Source organism: Pseudomonas sp. LBUM1674, from assembly GCF_059695635.1.
Genome location: NZ_CP166779.1, coordinates 4,460,607 through 4,477,236 on the forward strand (window position 1 = coordinate 4,460,607; position 16,630 = coordinate 4,477,236).

The 16,630-nt window shown below is 60.6% G+C and carries 15 protein-coding genes and 1 pseudogene; 9 read left to right on the forward strand and 7 right to left on the reverse strand.

Going from position 1 to position 16,630, the window contains the following annotated elements; all coding sequences use genetic code 11:
* Window positions 1-15 precede the first annotated feature (15 nt).
* The 3 genes from ACA067_RS20555 to ACA067_RS20565 all read right to left on the reverse strand — a co-directional run bounded on the left by ACA067_RS20555 (window position 16) and on the right by ACA067_RS20565 (window position 3,622).
* The gene (locus ACA067_RS20555; protein ID WP_497458244.1) at window positions 16-1,332 is read right to left on the reverse strand and encodes an MFS transporter; all 1,317 of its coding nucleotides are present in this window, start codon (window positions 1,330-1,332) and stop codon (window positions 16-18) included.
* A 130-nt stretch (window positions 1,333-1,462) separates the two neighbouring features.
* Window positions 1,463-2,521: an Ldh family oxidoreductase gene (locus ACA067_RS20560; protein WP_497462818.1), complete on the reverse strand. Its 1,059-nt coding sequence runs from the start codon at window positions 2,519-2,521 to the stop codon at window positions 1,463-1,465.
* A gap of 153 nt (window positions 2,522-2,674) precedes the next feature.
* Complete coding sequence (locus ACA067_RS20565; protein WP_497458245.1) at window positions 2,675-3,622, reverse strand: LysR family transcriptional regulator; 948 nt, start codon at window positions 3,620-3,622, stop codon at window positions 2,675-2,677.
* Window positions 3,623-3,723: 101 nt separating this feature from the next.
* Here ACA067_RS20565 and ACA067_RS20570 point away from each other — a divergent pair, with 101 nt between their 5' ends.
* Window positions 3,724-5,040, forward strand: a complete 1,317-nt coding sequence (locus tag ACA067_RS20570; protein ID WP_497458246.1) for an L-fuconate dehydratase — start codon at window positions 3,724-3,726, stop codon at window positions 5,038-5,040.
* Window positions 5,041-5,153: 113 nt separating this feature from the next.
* Here the strand turns inward: ACA067_RS20570 and ACA067_RS20575 are convergent, their stop codons facing one another.
* Window positions 5,154-5,849 (reverse strand): tRNA (adenine(22)-N(1))-methyltransferase, encoded by a 696-nt coding sequence (locus tag ACA067_RS20575; RefSeq protein WP_497458247.1) that lies wholly within the window; start codon window positions 5,847-5,849, stop codon window positions 5,154-5,156.
* Between the two features lie 251 nt (window positions 5,850-6,100).
* Between ACA067_RS20575 and ACA067_RS20580 the strand changes: the two genes are divergently transcribed.
* Together ACA067_RS20580 and ACA067_RS20585 are read left to right on the forward strand one after the other, a co-directional pair.
* Entirely contained in the window at window positions 6,101-6,400 is a 300-nt protein-coding gene (locus ACA067_RS20580; protein WP_497458248.1) for a hypothetical protein, read from the forward strand.
* Between the two features lie 119 nt (window positions 6,401-6,519).
* On the forward strand, window positions 6,520-8,646 hold the full coding sequence (locus ACA067_RS20585; protein ID WP_497458249.1) for a TonB-dependent receptor family protein: 2,127 nt from the start codon (window positions 6,520-6,522) through the stop codon (window positions 8,644-8,646).
* 136 nt (window positions 8,647-8,782) lie between these two features.
* Here ACA067_RS20585 and ACA067_RS20590 read toward each other — a convergent pair whose 3' ends face one another.
* The gene (locus ACA067_RS20590) at window positions 8,783-9,019 is read right to left on the reverse strand and encodes a hypothetical protein (protein WP_497458250.1); all 237 of its coding nucleotides are present in this window, start codon (window positions 9,017-9,019) and stop codon (window positions 8,783-8,785) included.
* Between the two features lie 74 nt (window positions 9,020-9,093).
* On the opposite strand from ACA067_RS20590, the gene ACA067_RS20595 reads away from it, so the two are divergent.
* Entirely contained in the window at window positions 9,094-9,504 is a 411-nt protein-coding gene (locus ACA067_RS20595; RefSeq protein ID WP_497458251.1) for a hypothetical protein, read from the forward strand.
* Window positions 9,505-9,596: 92 nt separating this feature from the next.
* On the opposite strand, the pseudogene ACA067_RS20600 reads toward ACA067_RS20595, so the two are convergent.
* Window positions 9,597-9,827: pseudogene (locus ACA067_RS20600) on the reverse strand (phosphotransferase); the annotation flags it as partial.
* A gap of 96 nt (window positions 9,828-9,923) precedes the next feature.
* The gene (locus ACA067_RS20605; protein ID WP_497458252.1) at window positions 9,924-10,418 is read right to left on the reverse strand and encodes a DUF2938 domain-containing protein; all 495 of its coding nucleotides are present in this window, start codon (window positions 10,416-10,418) and stop codon (window positions 9,924-9,926) included.
* Window positions 10,419-10,499: 81 nt separating this feature from the next.
* Between ACA067_RS20605 and ACA067_RS20610 the strand changes: the two genes are divergently transcribed.
* The 5 genes from ACA067_RS20610 to ACA067_RS20630 all read left to right on the forward strand — a co-directional run bounded on the left by ACA067_RS20610 (window position 10,500) and on the right by ACA067_RS20630 (window position 16,622).
* The gene (locus ACA067_RS20610) at window positions 10,500-10,934 is read left to right on the forward strand and encodes a helix-turn-helix domain-containing protein (RefSeq protein ID WP_497458253.1); all 435 of its coding nucleotides are present in this window, start codon (window positions 10,500-10,502) and stop codon (window positions 10,932-10,934) included.
* Between the two features lie 49 nt (window positions 10,935-10,983).
* The gene (locus ACA067_RS20615; RefSeq protein ID WP_497458254.1) at window positions 10,984-11,409 is read left to right on the forward strand and encodes a GNAT family N-acetyltransferase; all 426 of its coding nucleotides are present in this window, start codon (window positions 10,984-10,986) and stop codon (window positions 11,407-11,409) included.
* Between the two features lie 334 nt (window positions 11,410-11,743).
* A complete protein-coding gene (locus ACA067_RS20620; RefSeq protein WP_497458255.1) occupies window positions 11,744-12,808 on the forward strand; it encodes an alpha/beta fold hydrolase in 1,065 nt (354 codons plus the stop codon).
* 357 nt (window positions 12,809-13,165) lie between these two features.
* The gene (locus tag ACA067_RS20625) at window positions 13,166-15,337 is read left to right on the forward strand and encodes an ATP-binding protein (protein WP_497458256.1); all 2,172 of its coding nucleotides are present in this window, start codon (window positions 13,166-13,168) and stop codon (window positions 15,335-15,337) included.
* 145 nt (window positions 15,338-15,482) lie between these two features.
* Window positions 15,483-16,622, forward strand: a complete 1,140-nt coding sequence (locus ACA067_RS20630; RefSeq protein ID WP_497458257.1) for an ATP-binding protein — start codon at window positions 15,483-15,485, stop codon at window positions 16,620-16,622.
* Window positions 16,623-16,630 lie beyond the last annotated feature (8 nt).

Here is a 16,630-nt window from a genome sequence, read left to right on the forward strand (position 1 = left end):
GATGACTCAGGGCCCTTACTCGGTCACACCAACGATGTGCTCAGGTGCAGGCTCGGCATCGCTGATCGGTGCGTTGAGCAGCAGGTAGTACGCCAGGGCCGAACACAGCGCCACTACCGCGCTGATCATGAACGCGGTGTTGAACGAGCCCGAGTACTGGATGCTGAAGCCGGTGACGATCGGCGCGACGGAACCGGCGATGTAGCCGCCGAAGTTCTGGATCGAACCGAACGAGGCCACCCGGCGGCTGTCGACGATAGTGTTGACGATCATCCACGCTGTGGCGCTGGCCATGTTGATGCTGAACAGCGCCAGGCACAGCAGGATGATGCAACCGGTAAGGCCGGTGACAAACGACAGCGGCACGGTGAAGAGCGCAGCCAGTACCAGGCCCGTGATCACGCCGAACTTGCGGCTGGCCAGGATACTCATGCCACGGCGTACCAGCCTGTCGCAGAAGCGCCCGGCGACGATGGTGCCCACTGCGCCGAAGCCATAGGCCAGCGACACCAGCCACGCGGTCTTGTACAGGTTCATGCCATGCTCGCGCTCGAAGTAACCGGGCAGCCAGGTCAGGTGCAGCCACAGCATGTAGATCACGCCCATGAAGCCCAGGACCGCACCCCAGGTGCTGCGGTGCTTGAACAGGTCGAGCCAGCCGGCAAAGTAGGAGACCTTCGGTGCCTGCGAGTCGGCCGCTTGCACCTGGGGACTTTTCTCTGTCGGCAACGGTTTGCCTTCAGCCGCAAGCTCGGCCAGGTACTGCGCCTTGCTCTTGTAGAAGGTCAACCAGCACACGGCCAGGACGATACCGATCGCGCCGGTGATGATGAACATCCCGCGCCAGCCGAAGTTGACCATGAACAGCGTCAGCAAGGGTGGCGCCAGGCATGGGCCCAGGCAGGTCGACGACCAGACGATACCGGTCGGCGTACCGCGCTCGTTGGCATCGAACCACTCGGACAGGGCCTTGGCCGCCGAGGGGAACATCGGAGCCTCGCCAATCCCCAGCAGCACGCGCAGGCCCATGAAGCCGGCGAAGCTGTTGACCATGCCGAACGTCGACTGAGCCACCGACCACGCCAGCAATGAAGCGCCCAGGGCGATCTTGCTGCCCAGGCGGTCGATGATCATGCCCATCGGCAACTGCGCAAAGGCGTAGGCAATGGAGAAGGCCGACAACAGAATGCCCATCTGGGAGGGGCTGATCATCATGTCCTTCTGGATCGAGGTATTGGCGATCGACAACGCGCTACGGTCCAGGTAGTTGACGATGCCGATCAACAACAGGAAGACAACGGTGATGCTTTGATACTTCTTCAGTGGTTTCATCTGATGGCCTTTATTATTGTTATTGCAGCGGTTTCAATACCGGGCCGATCCATCATCCGGTGCCACACTCATCCTTGGGCTCTACGAAAAAATCCTGGCTGACAAGCCAGCTCCTACAGATCGTTGTCAGTCATTGAGCCAGTGCTGGCTGCTGCAACTGCGCGGCGCACTGGTTGAGGTCATCGATCACCTTCTGCGACAGGCTCACGCCTTCGAGCAAAGCTTGCTCGCGCAGCTTCAGGCCGGCCTGGCCCGGCAAGCGCACCGGGTGCTCGGGGTCTACCGGACGGCTGGCCAGGATCAGCTTGCTCAGGAACGAACTTTCGTCGGTGAAGGCTTCCAGCCCGCCGAAGAAGCGCGGGTCGATCACCACGGCCGTGGCCGAGGCGCCCCACTGGTCCGGAGTGTCCTTGCGCCCATGACCGGCCAACCCCGAAGTCAGGGCCTCGACCAGAATCGCCAGGGCAAAGCCCTTGTGGCCAAAGGCCTGGCCGCCCAGGGGCAGGATGCTGCCCTGTGGGGTGGCGAAAAAGTCGGCCGGGTCGTCGCTCAGGTGGCCCTCGTTGCTCATCAGCACCGGGTGCGGCAGTGGGCTGCCGGCCTCGCGGCACTGACCGACCAGGCCCAGGGTCACGGTGGACATGCTCACATCCAGCAGGATCGGTTCGCCCCGGGTCGGGATGCCGGCGGCAATCGGGTTGGGCGTGTAGATCGGGTCGATCCCGCCATGGGCGCACACCAGTCCTACCGAGGGGTCCGAGGAATAGACCATGGCCACCAGGCCACGGTCAGTGAAAGGCTTCAAGTAAGCGGCCAGGCAACCGATGTGCGAGGCACGGCGCACCACGGCGATACCGATGCCCTGCTCCGTGGCGCCCTTGGCCGCACAGTCCAGGGCGCGGCTGACACAATAAGGGCCGAGCACATAGTGGCCATCGAACAAGGTGGAAATGCCGCTGTCCGAGACCTGCTCGAGCAACCGGGCACTGGCCTTGACCTGCCCGGTCAGCATGCCGCCAATATAGCGGCTTACCAGGTTGAGGCCGTGGGTGCGATGGCCCAGCAGTTCACCTTCGAGCAGCACCCGGGTCACCACCTGGGCGACCTCGGCATCGGCCCCGGCTGTTTCGAACAGTTGCTCGACGAAGGTGGTGAGTGTTTGAGCGTCGTAACGGGTTCTGGCAATCAGTGACATGGGACCTCTCGGGGCAGTACGGCGGACTTCTTGTTATGGCTCGCCCGTTCTGTAACGGGCGAATTTGCGATAACTGTAGGGAGCCAGCCTCAACATTCCCAATGAGATGATCCGATCAATCGATAACCGGGCGTTATCGAGTTGTCGCTATGGTCCCCGCAAATACTGCAGCAGTGTATTCAACGCCACCGACCTTGGCCGGGAACGCAAGGTCAGCAGGCCAATGTTGACCATGGAGATCGGCAGCTCGACCGGCAAGACAGCGACCATCCCATAGCGCGCATAATGCTCGGCCACGTCATTGGGCACCACCGCGATCATGTCCGAAGCCTCGAGCATCGCGGTGGTCGCCAGGATCGAAGCGGTTTCGACAATGTCCAGCGACTGCACCATACCGCCGGCCTGCAGGGCCGTTTCCACCCGGCGGCGCATGGGGCTGCCGATGGGGTGCAGAACCCAGGTCAGTGTGATCAAGTCGGCCAACTGCAATGGCGGGGCACCCGCCAACGGGTGCCCCGCCCGGGCGATCACGCGCATCTGCTCGCCGTTGTCGAACAGCTCGATGTCCAGGTCCTGGCTGTCGCTCTGGTCCGGCAAGCGCCCCAGCACCACATCGAAATCGCCGCGCAGCAAGGCCGGCAGCAAGGTATCGCTGGTACCCACCTCAATGGAAATCCGCACCTTGGGGTGATCGCGTTTGTACGCCAGCACCGCTTTGGTCAGCAACCGGGGCACCGGCCCCATCACGCTACCGACGCGCACCCGTCCCAGGGCCCCGCGCTGCAGTTCCTCGATCTGCGCCTGGGCCTGCTCGAACTCATGCAGCGCGCCCTGGGCGTAGCGGATCATCACCTCGCCGTAAAGCGTGGGCTGCATGCCGCGCGGCAAGCGTTCGAACAGGCGCACGCCGAGGCGCTCTTCCAGTTGCTGCAACAGCAGGCTGGCGGCCGGTTGCGTGGTGTGCATCGCCGCGGCCGCCCGGCGCAGGTTGCCGAACTCACCCAGGGCCGTGAGCAAGGTGATTTGCCGGCTGGAAATTTTCAGCGCGCCGAAACTACGGGGTGTGATCGTGGTGGCTTCTGGACCTGGAGACATATCAAATCCGGTATCGCTACTTAGGAATCCGTGATTATGCCTGTATCGCTCGGCGACCTACAGTCGAGCCTCCAACTGGTCATCGAGCACAAGAGCCCACCATGAGCATTCGAATCACCCAGCTGAGCGTTCGCGACATCCGTTTCCCCACTTCCCTGTCGCTGGACGGCTCCGATGCGATGAACAGCGCGCCGGATTATTCCGCGTCCTACGTCGTGCTGCACACCGACGCCCCTGGCGGCCTTGAAGGCCACGGCCTGACATTCACCATCGGCCGTGGCAACGAGATCTGTGTGGCGGCCGTGCAATCCCTGGCCCCCATGGTGGTCGGCCTGACCCTGGAAGAGATCATTGCCGACATGGGCGCCTTCTGGCACACCATCACCGTGGGCGACAGCCAACTGCGCTGGCTGGGCCCGGAAAAAGGCGTGATCCACCTGGCGACCGCGGCCATCGTCAACGCCATCTGGGACCTGTGGGCCAAAAACGAAGGCAAGCCCGTATGGAAGCTGTTGGCCGACATGACCCCGGAACAATTGGTGCGCTGCCTGGACTTCAGCTACGTCACCGACGTGCTCACCCCCGAAGAAGCCATTGCCCTGCTGCGCCGCCAGGTGCCGGGCAAGGCCCAGCGTGAGGCGCAGATGCTGCGCGAAGGCTACCCCGGCTACACCACCGCACCGGGCTGGCTCGGCTACAGCGAAGACAAAATGCGCCAACTGGCCCGGGTCGCGGTCGCAGACGGCTGGACCCACATCAAGCAGAAAATCGGCGCCAACCTGGAAGACGACATCCGCCGCGCGACGATTTTGCGCGAAGAAATCGGCTGGGAACGCAGCCTGATGATGGACGCCAACCAGGTCTGGGACGTCGATGAATCGGTCGCCAACATGCGCCGCCTGGCCGCGTTCGAACCGCTGTGGATCGAAGAGCCGACCAGCCCCGACGACATCCTCGGCCATGCCAGCATCCGCCAGCGCATTGCACCGATCGGCGTCGCCAGCGGTGAGCATTGCCACAACCGGGTGATGTTCAAGCAGATGTTCCAGGCCGGCGCACTGGACTTCTGCCAGTTGGACGCGGCGCGCCTGGGTGGCCTCAACGAGGTGTTGATCGTGCTGTTGATGGCCGCCAAGTTCAACGTGCCGGTCTGCCCCCATGGCGGGGGGGTCGGTCTGTGCGAGTACGTGCAGAACATCGCCTTGTTCGACTACATCGCCGTCTCGGCCTCGCTGCACAACCGGGTGCTCGAATACGTCGACCACCTGCACGAGCACTTCCTCGACCCGGTGGTGATCCGCCGCGGCCGCTACATGCCACCGCAGCGTGCGGGCTACAGCATCGAAATGACCGCTGAAACCCTGGAGCGTTACCAGTATCCCGACGGACAGGTGTGGCTCGATATCGCCGGCGCCTGATCGTCACACCGCCGTGACCGTCCAAACAAGACCTCTAGCGCCCATTGTTCAAGTGAGCTCGCAGGACCTTCTTTTCATCGCTCATGGCGTTTCGTACAAACCCTGGGCCGGGCTCAAGCCAGCAGCTCGGTGATCCACCGGGCCTGCCGGGCGACGTCCTGCACCTTCTCCTCGGGCACGGCCTGCCGCGCCCGGGCGAAGTTGCTCAGGGTCTTCTGCTTCTGGCGCAGCAGGCGTTGCCACTTGGCCAGGAACGCCGGGCTGCGTGTTTGCATCTGCAGCGGGCCGAAGTACAGCTCCTCGGGGCTGTACATCACCGGCCCGGTGCGCTCGGCGACGATGATTTCGTAGTCGAAGCGGTTTTCCCGCAGCAATTCCTCGCAGAGGATGCGGTAACCATTGTCCATCAACCATTGGCGCAGTGGCTGCTCGCCGCCGTTGGGTTGCAGGATCAGACGCTCCCGGCCGCCCAGGCGTGCCTTGCCGCTGTCGAGGATGTCGCGGATCGTCTCGCCGCCCATGTCGCAAATGCTGATCGCCGTGATCCCGTCTTCCGGCTCGATCGCCGCCAGGCCATGGGCCAGGCGCACGCTGATCCGCTGCTCCAGGCCGTTCTCGCGCACGGTGCGTTCGGCCGCGTGGAACGGCGTCAATGCCACCTCGCCGGCCACCGCCGCCGCGATGGCGCCACGGCGCATCAACGCCACCGGCAGGTAGCCGTGATCCGAGCCGATATCGGCCAGGCGCGCACCGGCGGGCACCTGCGCCGCCACGCGCTCCAGGCGCATGGACAATGTCTGTTCGTTCAACTGCCGTTCCTTTTCACCACAACGCCCGCACCTTTGGCCGGATCGGGGTGCGATTCTGTCGAGCAACGCCGTGCATTTCAAATTTATTGCTTAAGGAGCCCGAAACCTGTCACGTGCATGAGACTGTTTTCAACCAGCAACAAACAGAGAACCAAAAGCGCTGGAATGCAGCGCTCAACGTCAACCTACCGTCTAATCTGAGAGTACCCGACTGCACACCCGCTGCCAGCCGCCTCCTTTAGGAAAAGGCCATGACCGCAAAAACAGCACGCCACTGCGCGTCATGGGTCCTGCCCTCGCTGCTCGCCATCAACCTGGCGTTGATGGCGGGCTGTTCAGGCAAGGCGGCCACGGCTCGCTATGCGACGGCGAGCCTGGGCTCGAACTGCTATGCCAAGGCGCTCCCCACGTCCGGCGAGGGCGGCCTCGCCTGGGGCGACACCTTGAGCATGGCGCGCAAGAAATCCCTGGATAACTGCATTCGCTACGCCGGCCGATCCGGTGGCACGCCGGATACCTGCCAAGTGGTGCTGGCTGAGTGTAGAAAATAGGAGCGCAGAAAATAGGCGTGTAGAAAAGCTCGCTCACTTAAATTAAACATGTGTTTCCTTCGTTCTTCTCTACGTCGCAGTTCTTCACTGCCCGTTCCTGTCCGTCTGGAGTTCTCTCAATGCCCTCGCCCAAATCCTTGCCCGCTGCGTTGCTGGGGCTGGCCCTTGCCTGTCCTGCCATGGCCGAGACTCAAGGCCTGGAGTTGGGACAAGTGCTGATTCAGGCTGAGGACCAGAGCGGCGAAGACGCGTCGGTCGAGGACGCCAAGGCCCGACTGGCCCAAGTGCCCGGCGGCACCAACGTGGTCGACCTGCGCCGCCCCCTGCAAGGTCGTGTGGCCAGCAACCAGGATGTGCTGGCTTATCAACCGGGGGTCTATGCCCAGTCCGCCGGTAACGAAGGGGTCAAGATCTCGATCCGCGGCTCGGGGATCAACCGCGCGCCGGGCGCCCATGCCTCAGGGTTGTACGCCATGCTCGACGGCCTGCCGCTGACCGGCCCAGGCGGCACGCCCTATGAATTGCTGGAGCCGCTGTGGCTCGACCACGTGGAAGTGCTGCGCGGCGCCAACGGCTTCGACCGAGGCGCGCTGGCCTTGGGCGGAGCCATCGATTACATCAGCCACACCGGCTACGACGCGCCGCTGTTGCAGGTGCGCTACGCCATGGGCAGCCACGGTTATCAGCAGCGCCAGGTCAGCTCGGGGCAGGTGCTGGGCGACTTCGACTACTACGTGGCCACGACCGACGCGCGTGCCGACGGTTACCAGGACCATACCGCCAGTGACAGTCAGGGCATCATTGCCAACTTCGGCTATCGCTTCAACCCGAACCTGGAAACCCGCTTCTACCTGCGCTATCGCCAGACCGACAACGACCTCGCCGGGCGCGTGACCAAGCACTCAATCGAGCACGACTCACGGGCAGCCAACCCCGCTTACGTGGCGCGGGACGACAGCCGTGACCAGCCGGGAAGCACCTTTATCGGCAACAAGACCACCTATTACATCGACGACGATTCGAGCATCCAGACCGGCCTTGTCTACCATGACTACCCCATGGACTTGCGCGAGGGACCCAACCGCTTGAAGGTGGCGTACACGGACGTCAGCGGCACGTTCGACTACAAGCGACGCGACACCCTCTGGGGCCTGGAAAGCCAGAGCACTGTGGGCCTGCGTTTGACCAAGCACCTGCCCAATGCCGGTGCCAGCGAACTGGTGCGCATCCCCACCGGAAACACTGCCGGCTACGCGCCGGGCACGCACATTCGCAACTTCACCTACCAGGGCTCGGACACCGTCCTGCATGTGGGCAATGATCTGGAGATCGCCGACGATCTGTGGCTGACCACTGGCCTCGCCGCCATTTACACCCGCCGCGAAAGCGCCGTGACCTACCCGCAAGGGGGCGGCAAGACCAGCCTGAACGACTGGGACTACGCCCCGCGCCTGGGCTTGCGCTACCAACTGACACCTGACCTGCAGCTGTTCGGCAATCTCAGCCGCTCGGTCGAAGCACCACACCCCTGGTCGCTGATCTACAGCGCCAACCAGCGCTTCCCGGCCGGTAGCGGCGTCGCCACGGGCGCCCAGCGCGACCCGATCACGCTGCAAAACCAGACCGCGACCACCCTGGAAATCGGCGGTCGCGGCGACAGCACGGTGGGCCAATGGAGCCTGGCCTGGTACTACGCCCAGGTGCGCCACGAATTGCTCTCGGTGTTGCCGGATGCCAACGCCACCACGCCCTACGAACTCAACGCCAGCCCCACCGTGCACCAAGGCGTAGAAGCCAGCCTGCAGAGCACGTTGTGGTCGCGAGACGATGGCGGCCAACTGAGCCTGCGCCAGAGCTATACCTTCAGTGACTTCCATTACCGCGACGACGACCGCTTCGGCGACAACCGCCTGCCAGGCCTGCCGATGCACTATTACCAGGGCGAACTGCGCTATGACTGGCCCCAAGGTTTCTTCGCTGCGCTCAATACCCAGTGGGTGTCCAAGGTCGCGGTTGATTACGCCAACAGCTACTACGCCGATCCCTACGCGCTGTTCGGCGCGACCCTGGGCTACAACGCGCCCAAGGGCGACTGGCAGACCTGGCTGGATATGCGCAACCTGACTGACAAGCACTACGCTGGCACCGTCACTCCGGGCTACGACGACAAGGGCCTGGATGCGGCACGGTCCACGCCGGGCGAGGGTCTGGCGATGTATGTCGGCGTGTCGTGGAGCCTGCGCTGAGACTGGGCGTACAGTCTGTAACACACGGTACTTCTACCGCCGGTGCGGGCGGGTGAAGGAGTGCCGGGCGACCCGGCCAGCGACATTTTGAACGAGACCGAACTCAAGCACAGGCTGGGCCTCTGACGGATCCCGCCTAAGTGTTGCGCTTTCGTCGCGCCTGTTCAGCCTCCGCCAGCGCCTGACGCACCAGCGCCCGAGCCGCCCAGGCGGCGGTGTCGAGTGACTCTTCGATGCTCGCGCGACTGATATCACGCACGGCGATCAACGCCTCGGTACCCATGACGATCGACAGCGCCTGCTTCAGTCGCTTGCGCGCCCGGGGTGACAGCACGTCTTTGAGCGAGTCGACTATCGGCTCGATGTAGCTCATGCGTCGGCCCGGTCGCAGGGGCTCTCGTGGGACTCGCTTTCGAGCCACACCGTCATGAACGAACGTTCCATCACGTGCAAGCCGATCTCGTCGTCGATCAACAGTGTGTTCAATGCGTTCGCCGCCAGACCAATGCCCTTGACCGGATCGTCTCACGGCCGCCAGAGGCGCTCCAGCGGCGGCATCTCACGATCGGCCGCCGTGTGTCGATGGCACTGTTCGGACTGATCGCCACACTGTACCCGTCAATCACTGAAGGGCGCACGGCTGCCGCACAGTTCTGGACCTACAACGTTGGCGTCCCGGTGATGCTCGGCGCACTGACGCTGCGCCTCAAGGGCTTTCCGTCCATCGAGCCATTGATTGGCGTCGCATCGATCCTCATTGGCTGCAATGTGCTGCTTTTTGTGTGGCTGGTGTTCTCGCGCATCGGTGTCACGGCCAACGGCTTGAGCAGCGCGACAGGCGAATCGCGCCTGTCATGACACGCAAGATACGTAGCAGGTTCTGGCCAACGTAACGGCCTCCGTCCGGTCGATGATCCAGTGGTCAGACCCGAGCTCCAACGCAGCAGTCATCAGTAGAACTCGTCTAGCAAACAGTAAAACGCTATACGTTGCTGATCTGGCTCCACACCATAGGCGCGAAAAAATGGGGCTACCCATGCCGGTCCCAAATTGCGCTCAATGCTTCGGGCAGCCAGCGCAAGATCTTGATAGATGTCACTGATGCCTAGTCGGCCGCAGTCGATGTATCCGGTAAAGCTGCTTCCTTCGACCATGAAATTCGGTAGGCAGGCATCACCGTTGAGACCATTGGGCAGGAATATACATACTGTCACTTACTCAAGTATTGGCGGATTGACTGCCAGTCGGTTGCATGACACGCAAGCCTCAAACCCTGCTCACTTCGACGCCAAGGCAATCACCACTGCGGACAGGTAGAGGCCAATTCCGAAGACGGCATGATTTATTAAACTGCGCATGCGGTTCCTGGCTGGCGTCGGCGTCTTCGAGGATGCAAATCCTGCCCCCATGGCGGGCTGTATAACAAAAAGCGGGACTGCCACTGTCGCGATGCCCAAAGCGATTGCTGGCAGGAAGGTTGGTTCCCGCAGCCAGGCAACACCTTGTATGCACGCCAGTAACACCGCGAAAGCAATGCCCGTGGCGTAGTGCGCCATCCAGCCCAGGGCCACTTCGCCTGGGACAGGTGTCGCTTGTCCAATGCTGGCATGAGCGAACTTACCATGGCACACATGACCTACCCAGCGCCCGACAAAGGCGAAATTCAGCGTTGGGACGCCAAAGGCCTTCAGAAGGAGCATCCACAAATCCATGACGACGGTAGCGCCGATTCCCAACAGAAAAACTTGTGCAACCTCTTCCGGCGATGCCATACCTACCTCTTATTCATGGACCAATTTATCTTCCGGATGCATGATAGAAGTTGAAGTCAACTTCAAGTCAATGGTCTGTAAATGGATATCACCGAGGTCGTCAAACGCACGGGACTTCCTGCCCACACATTGCGTTTCTACGAGAAGAAAGGGTTGATCGCGTCAGTCGGCCCGCGCGGGGCTCGCCGCCAGTTTGCGTCTGCCGTGCTGGAGCAGTTGGCAATCATCGCGCTCGGTCAAGCTGGAGGCCTCTCGCTGGACGAGATACAGGTCATGCTTTCCCCAAGTGGTAAGGCAGTTGTGGATAGAGACGTGCTTTTGGCCAAGGCGGATGAGATTGATGCGACCATCAAGCAACTACAGGCGATGAGTCGGGGATTGCGGCATGCGGCCGCCTGTCCAGCCCCTAGCCACGCGCAATGCCCGAAATTTCGGCGGTTACTCAAGGCCGCAGCGGCTGGCGCCTTTAAACGGGGCAGGCATTCAACGCCACGTCCTGCGGCCGTTCGGTCTTGAGCACGGACATGGCACAATGTTTCGTTCCTGACTCAATCGTTGAGACCTCATGATCCGCGACTTTCGAAACGATGACCTGGAGCCCGTATTGGACATTTGGCTACGAGCGTCAATCCAGGCGCATCACTTCATAGCCCCCGAATTCTGGCGTAACCAGCTTGACGCGATGCGTGAGGTCTACCTACCCGGCGCCATGTCCCGAGTGTTTGAGGCAGATGGGGCAGCAGCAGGATTCTGCTCTGTATATGGAGACACGCTTGCGGCGCTATTCGTATCGCCTGAGCGTCAAGGAGACGGTATAGGTACGCAGCTTCTCGCGGACGCCATGGCATCTAAGTCAACTCTACAGCTGACTGTGTATTCGGCGAATGTTCCTGGTATCCATTTCTATGAGAACAAGGGCTTTGTAGTTCTCAAGGAACAACTGGACGAGCACACTGGCCACCTTGAGAAAGTGATGCGTTGGGTCGCCTGAACCCAAAGAGCGCGAGGCACTGGAAAAGGCATTGCACGCTGATGGATGGTTCGCAGTCGGTCAGCTCGGATTTACCCGATCCGGCGCGGGCAATGCTGCGTGACTCGGAGCCGCGTGGCGCCGGCTCGAACCGCCCGCCTCGTTTTTAACCATCCGTAGCCATTCTGCTGCTGCACCGTGTATCAAAGCATGTCTAACTGGCATCTTGATACACAGGTTTTCACCCGACCTGCAATTCGACACAGGCCGGATACGTCGCCGCGTTCAAATGCAACCCAGGTTTCAAAGGGATCATTCAGCCCCCCTGGCCAACGGCTTGTAACGGAGACTCAGCATGAAAATGGCACTGCAGGATACAACCGGCAAAACCCGCCGCCGTCTGCTCGGCCCGTCGCTACTCGCGTTCACCCTGTTCGGCGTTCTCGGTGCGACCCAGGCACAAACCACCGCCGCCGCACAGCCCGCCGTGATCAATGCCGGCGCCACTCATGCAACCCCCTCTCCGTTCGGCCCGTTGAAGCATGTCAACGCCGGACTGCTGAACGTGGCGTATGCCGAAACAGGCCCGGCCGACGGGCCGGTGGTGATTCTTCTGCACGGCTGGCCGTACGATATTCACAGCTATGACGAGGTCGCCCCCTTGCTGGCAGCCAAGGGCTATCGAGTGCTGATGCCCTATGCGCGGGGCTATGGCGACACGCATTTTCTCTCGGAGAAAACCCTGCGCAACGGCCAACCCGCTGCGCTGGCCAGTGACGTCATCGACTTCATGGACGCGCTGAAGATCAAACAAGCCGTACTCGGTGGCTATGATTGGGGCGCGCGTTCGGCCGACATCGTCTCGGCGCTGTGGCCGGAACGGGTCAAGGCGCTGGTCTCGGTCAGCGGCTATCTGATCGGTAACCAGGCGGCCGGCAAGAACCCGCTGCCACCCAAGGCTGAGTTGCAGTGGTGGTATCAGTTCTACTTCGCCACCGACCGCGGCCGCGCCGGGTACGAGAAAAACACCCACGACTTTGCCAAGCTGATCTGGCAACTGGCGTCGCCGCAATGGGCCTTCGATGACGCCACCTTCGACCGCAGCGCCAAGGCGCTGGACAACCCCGACCATGTCGACATCACCGTCTTCAACTACCGCTGGCGCCTGGGCCTGGTCCAGGGCGAAAGCCGCTACGAAGCACTCGAGCAGAAACTGGCCACGGCGCCTTCCATCAGTGTGCCGACCATCACCCTGGAAGGCGATGCCAACGGCGCCCCGCACCCTGCCCCCGAGGATTACGCCAAGCGCTTCACCGGCAAATACGAGTTCCGGCTGATCAGCGGCGGCATCGGCCACAACCTGCCCCAGGAAGCTCCGCAGGCGTTCGCCAAGGCGGTGATTGATGCGGATAACCTTTGAGGTCGGGCTGACATTCGTGCACTGACCCAGACCGGAACCTTCACAACAGCGGCTCATCATTAGACATAATGCTGTTCATTGTAGGAGCGAGCTTGCTCGCGATGGATTCCAGGACACCGCGTGTTATCCAGCAAACACGCGTTATCGTTGGCGACCATCGCGAGCAAGCTCGCTCCTACAATGAACAGCGTTACGCCAATAGACGAGCCGTTTTTGTTCGCACGGTTTGTATTCGATGGCGAGCTGGGGGCACGGGCCGCAAAAAAGGCGCCAAGACGTGTCTGAGCAGTTGATCACACCAGTGGAACCTCGGCGGGGCAAGACCCTCGGATATAGAAACCTCTGCGGGGTGCCCCCATGGCAATCGAGGATACGTTACTACGCCAGCGCAAGGTGCTTGCCGAGTTTGGCGAGCTAGCCTTGGTGTCCGACGACCTGGAGCACATCCTCAACGAGGCATGTCGTTTGGTCGGTGACGCGCTTGAAACTCATCTGGCCAAGTTCATGCTGTTGAAAGAGGACGGCATCACGTTCATCGTGCGAAACGGCGTGGGCTGGACGCCCGATGTGGTTGGAAAGGTTCAGGTACAAGCGATCGACGGAACCCCGGAAAGGTACTCACTTGACACAAACGCCCCTGCGATTTCGGTGGATATTTCAACGGAAACACGCTTCCGTTATCACGACTTCCAAAAAGAAAATGGCGTGGCGGCTTTTGTTAACGTTCTGGTGTATGGGGCCACGGAAAAACGCCCCTTCGGGATTTTTGAGGTCGATAGTCGAACTCCCCGTCAGTTCATGGACAGCGATATCGATTTTCTCAGGAGCTACGGCAACCTGCTTGGCGCAGTTCTAAAGCGTGCCAACACCCTACAGGCCATGCGCTCAACGGAAAAGAAATTACGTGAAAGCGAAAGGCACTACCGCATAGCGGCGGAGCTCAATCCGCTTTGGCCCTGGACTGCTGACACGCTCGGCGTACTGACTTCATTTGATCAGCGCTGGTATGAATATACCGGCCTGTCTTCTGCACAGACATTGGGGCGTCAATGGGCCAACGCTGCACATCCTGAGGATCGGGTGTCCCTGGCCAAGCTTTGGGATAAATCACTGGCGACATTGCAGCCATTGGACTCGCAAATCCGGTTGCGACGACACACAGGTGATTACCGTTGGTTCCGAGTCCGTGCCTTGTGTAGCTTTGGCATCTCCGGAGAATGCGAACAGTGGTACGGCACCATCGAGGATATAGATGATCGGGTGCAGTTAGAGGTCGCGCTACGGGACTGGAACGACTTGCTCGAGGATCGCATCACAAAACGCACTGAACAGCTTGAGGCTGAACAGCGTGAACGCGCGGTGGCGGAAACCAAGCTTCGGCAGAGTCAAAAAATGGAAGCGGTCGGTCAGCTCACCGGCGGAATAGCCCATGACTTCAACAATCTGTTGGCAGGCATCATCGGTAGCCTGGAGCTGATGCAACGGCATATCGACGCCGGGCGTTATAGCGAATTGACTCGGTATAACACCGTTGCCATGACCTCTGCGTCTCGCGCGGCTGCATTGACGCAACGTCTACTGGCATTCTCAAGGCAGCAATCCCTCGAGCCGGAACTTCTCGAGCCCCGGACGGTGGTCGCCGGTCTCGAAGAAATGATCCGGCGTTCAGTCGGCCCAAGCATCATCGTCGAGTGTTCATTTCGAGCAAACGATCGTATCCGGTGCGACCTCAACCAGCTGGAAAATGCACTGCTCAACCTCGCTATCAACGCTCGGGATGCAATGCCCAATGGCGGCACCCTAAGCCTGGAGGTCGATCGATGCATCATCGATCAAGCATCGTCCTTCGAGAAAATGATGCCCTCAGCCTCCTATGTGACGATCTCTGTGACGGACTCAGGCACGGGAATCAGTCCTGAACATTTATCGCGCATATTCGACCCGTTCTTCACGACCAAGAAAATTGGTGAAGGCACCGGCCTGGGCCTCTCGATGATTTACGGCTTCACACAGCAATCCGGTGGGCAGGTAAGAGTTCACAGCAGCCTGGGTGTGGGCACTACCGTGACGCTGTATTTTCCCGTCGATCATTCGCAACCTGTCCCGGACAAGGAAAAGCCGGAGGTCATTCAACAACCGGAACCTTCAGGTCACTACGAAACCATCTTGCTGGTGGACGATGAAACCGCCGTCCGGAAAATGGCCTCGGAATTCTTGTCCGACATTGGCTATCGCGTCATTGAAGCGGTGGATAGCGTTTCTGCCTTGAAACAGGCGGAAAAGCTGGAGCACCTGGATTTGCTGCTGACTGATATCGGCTTGCCCGGATTGATGAACGGGGTCAGCCTGGCGGCCGAATTCAAGGCGAAATATCCGCAGCTCAAGGTGCTGTTCATTACCGGTTTTGCCGGTGGTTCGAGCCTGGTCTCCACTGATGCGACGACCCGGGTACTGACCAAGCCCTTCAGCCTGAACGATCTCAGCCACCGGGTTCGCTCGTTGATCAACGCACATCCGGACAGCAAATAGCCCCTTCTGGTGGAAAGTGACACTGGATCGGGCTTGATGTTCTCTTTGGGCGTTCATGCAACACCAACAATCCATGTTTTACTGCACCTTTGCGGTTTACCTTCCGTTCCTGCCTCGACTTCACCTCTTAACCTGGACTACCGGCATGCGACTGTCTGACTTTATCACCGAGAACCTCGAACCTATTCTGCAGGCTTGGGAAGATTTCGCGCGAACGATTGACACACCCGGTGCGCCGCTGGATACCAAAGCCCTGCGAGATCATGCCGAGCAAATGCTGCATGCCATCGTGCTCGATTTACGCACCAAACAATCGGCGCAAGAACAGGCTGCCAAGGCCCAGGGCAATGCGCCGACGTCCGATACGCAAACGCCTGCGGAAACCCACGCCGTTACGCGACTGATGGCAGGTTTTACGATAGATCAAATGGTCTCGGAGTATCGCGCGCTCAGGACAAGCGTACTCAGTCAGTGGGTGAAGCACATCAAGGCGGGCACTCCACTGAATGTGGATGACATGACCCGTTTTCATGAAGCGATCGACCAGGCGTTGGCAGAATCCATCGCGAGTTACTCGCGCGCAGTCGAGGCATCGCGCAACGTTTTTCTCGGCATCCTGGGCCATGACCTGCGAACACCGTTGGGGGCTATCCTTCTGGGCGCTGACGTCTTGAGACGCTCGGAGGGATTAGGGGTCAGGGCGACAAAAGTCGCCTCGCAAATTTACACCAGCGTCAATCGCGCCAGTCAGATTGTCGGCGACTTGCTGGATCTCACCCGGTGTCAGATGGGCCCGGGCATTCCCGTCAAAAAAGAGCGCCTGGACCTGCTGCCCCTTTGCGAGCGTATCGTGGATGAGATTCGGGCGTTTCATCCTGGTACCGATTTTATCTTCGAGAAAAAAGCCTTGGCGGACGGGGAATTTGATGGCGCGCGAATGGAACAAGTGTTCTCCAATATTCTTAGCAATGCCGTGCAGCACGGTGATCATCAGCACCCTGTCGAGGTGACGCTAGACGTTTCGGATCAGAGCATTGTTTTCTCTGTTCATAACAGCGGTGAGCCGATCCCGGTCGACGTCTTGCCCTTCATTTTTAATCCCATGGGCCGATTTTCCCAGCACTCGATCATCGACCATGGCCCGAGTGAAGGATTAGGCTTGGGCCTGTTCGTCGCCTCAGAGATCGTTGCATCCCACGAAGGTGTCATTGAGGTGATTTCGGATGTAGAGCATGGCACCACCTTCCTTGTCAGGGTACCCAGGCGCCGTGTCAATCAGTCGTAGAAGGACAT

Coding starts and splice junctions, on each gene's coding strand:
- ACA067_RS20555 (WP_497458244.1), bottom strand. CDS start 1,332: ATGAAACCACTGAAGAAGTATCAAAGCATCACCGTTGTCTTCCTGTTG.
- ACA067_RS20565 (WP_497458245.1), bottom strand. CDS start 3,622: ATGTCTCCAGGTCCAGAAGCCACCACGATCACACCCCGTAGTTTCGGC.
- ACA067_RS20570 (WP_497458246.1), top strand. CDS start 3,724: ATGAGCATTCGAATCACCCAGCTGAGCGTTCGCGACATCCGTTTCCCC.
- ACA067_RS20580 (WP_497458248.1), top strand. CDS start 6,101: ATGACCGCAAAAACAGCACGCCACTGCGCGTCATGGGTCCTGCCCTCG.
- ACA067_RS20585 (WP_497458249.1), top strand. CDS start 6,520: ATGCCCTCGCCCAAATCCTTGCCCGCTGCGTTGCTGGGGCTGGCCCTT.
- ACA067_RS20590 (WP_497458250.1), bottom strand. CDS start 9,019: ATGAGCTACATCGAGCCGATAGTCGACTCGCTCAAAGACGTGCTGTCA.
- ACA067_RS20605 (WP_497458252.1), bottom strand. CDS start 10,418: ATGGCATCGCCGGAAGAGGTTGCACAAGTTTTTCTGTTGGGAATCGGC.
- ACA067_RS20610 (WP_497458253.1), top strand. CDS start 10,500: ATGGATATCACCGAGGTCGTCAAACGCACGGGACTTCCTGCCCACACA.
- ACA067_RS20615 (WP_497458254.1), top strand. CDS start 10,984: ATGATCCGCGACTTTCGAAACGATGACCTGGAGCCCGTATTGGACATT.
- ACA067_RS20620 (WP_497458255.1), top strand. CDS start 11,744: ATGAAAATGGCACTGCAGGATACAACCGGCAAAACCCGCCGCCGTCTG.
- ACA067_RS20625 (WP_497458256.1), top strand. CDS start 13,166: ATGGCAATCGAGGATACGTTACTACGCCAGCGCAAGGTGCTTGCCGAG.
- ACA067_RS20630 (WP_497458257.1), top strand. CDS start 15,483: ATGCGACTGTCTGACTTTATCACCGAGAACCTCGAACCTATTCTGCAG.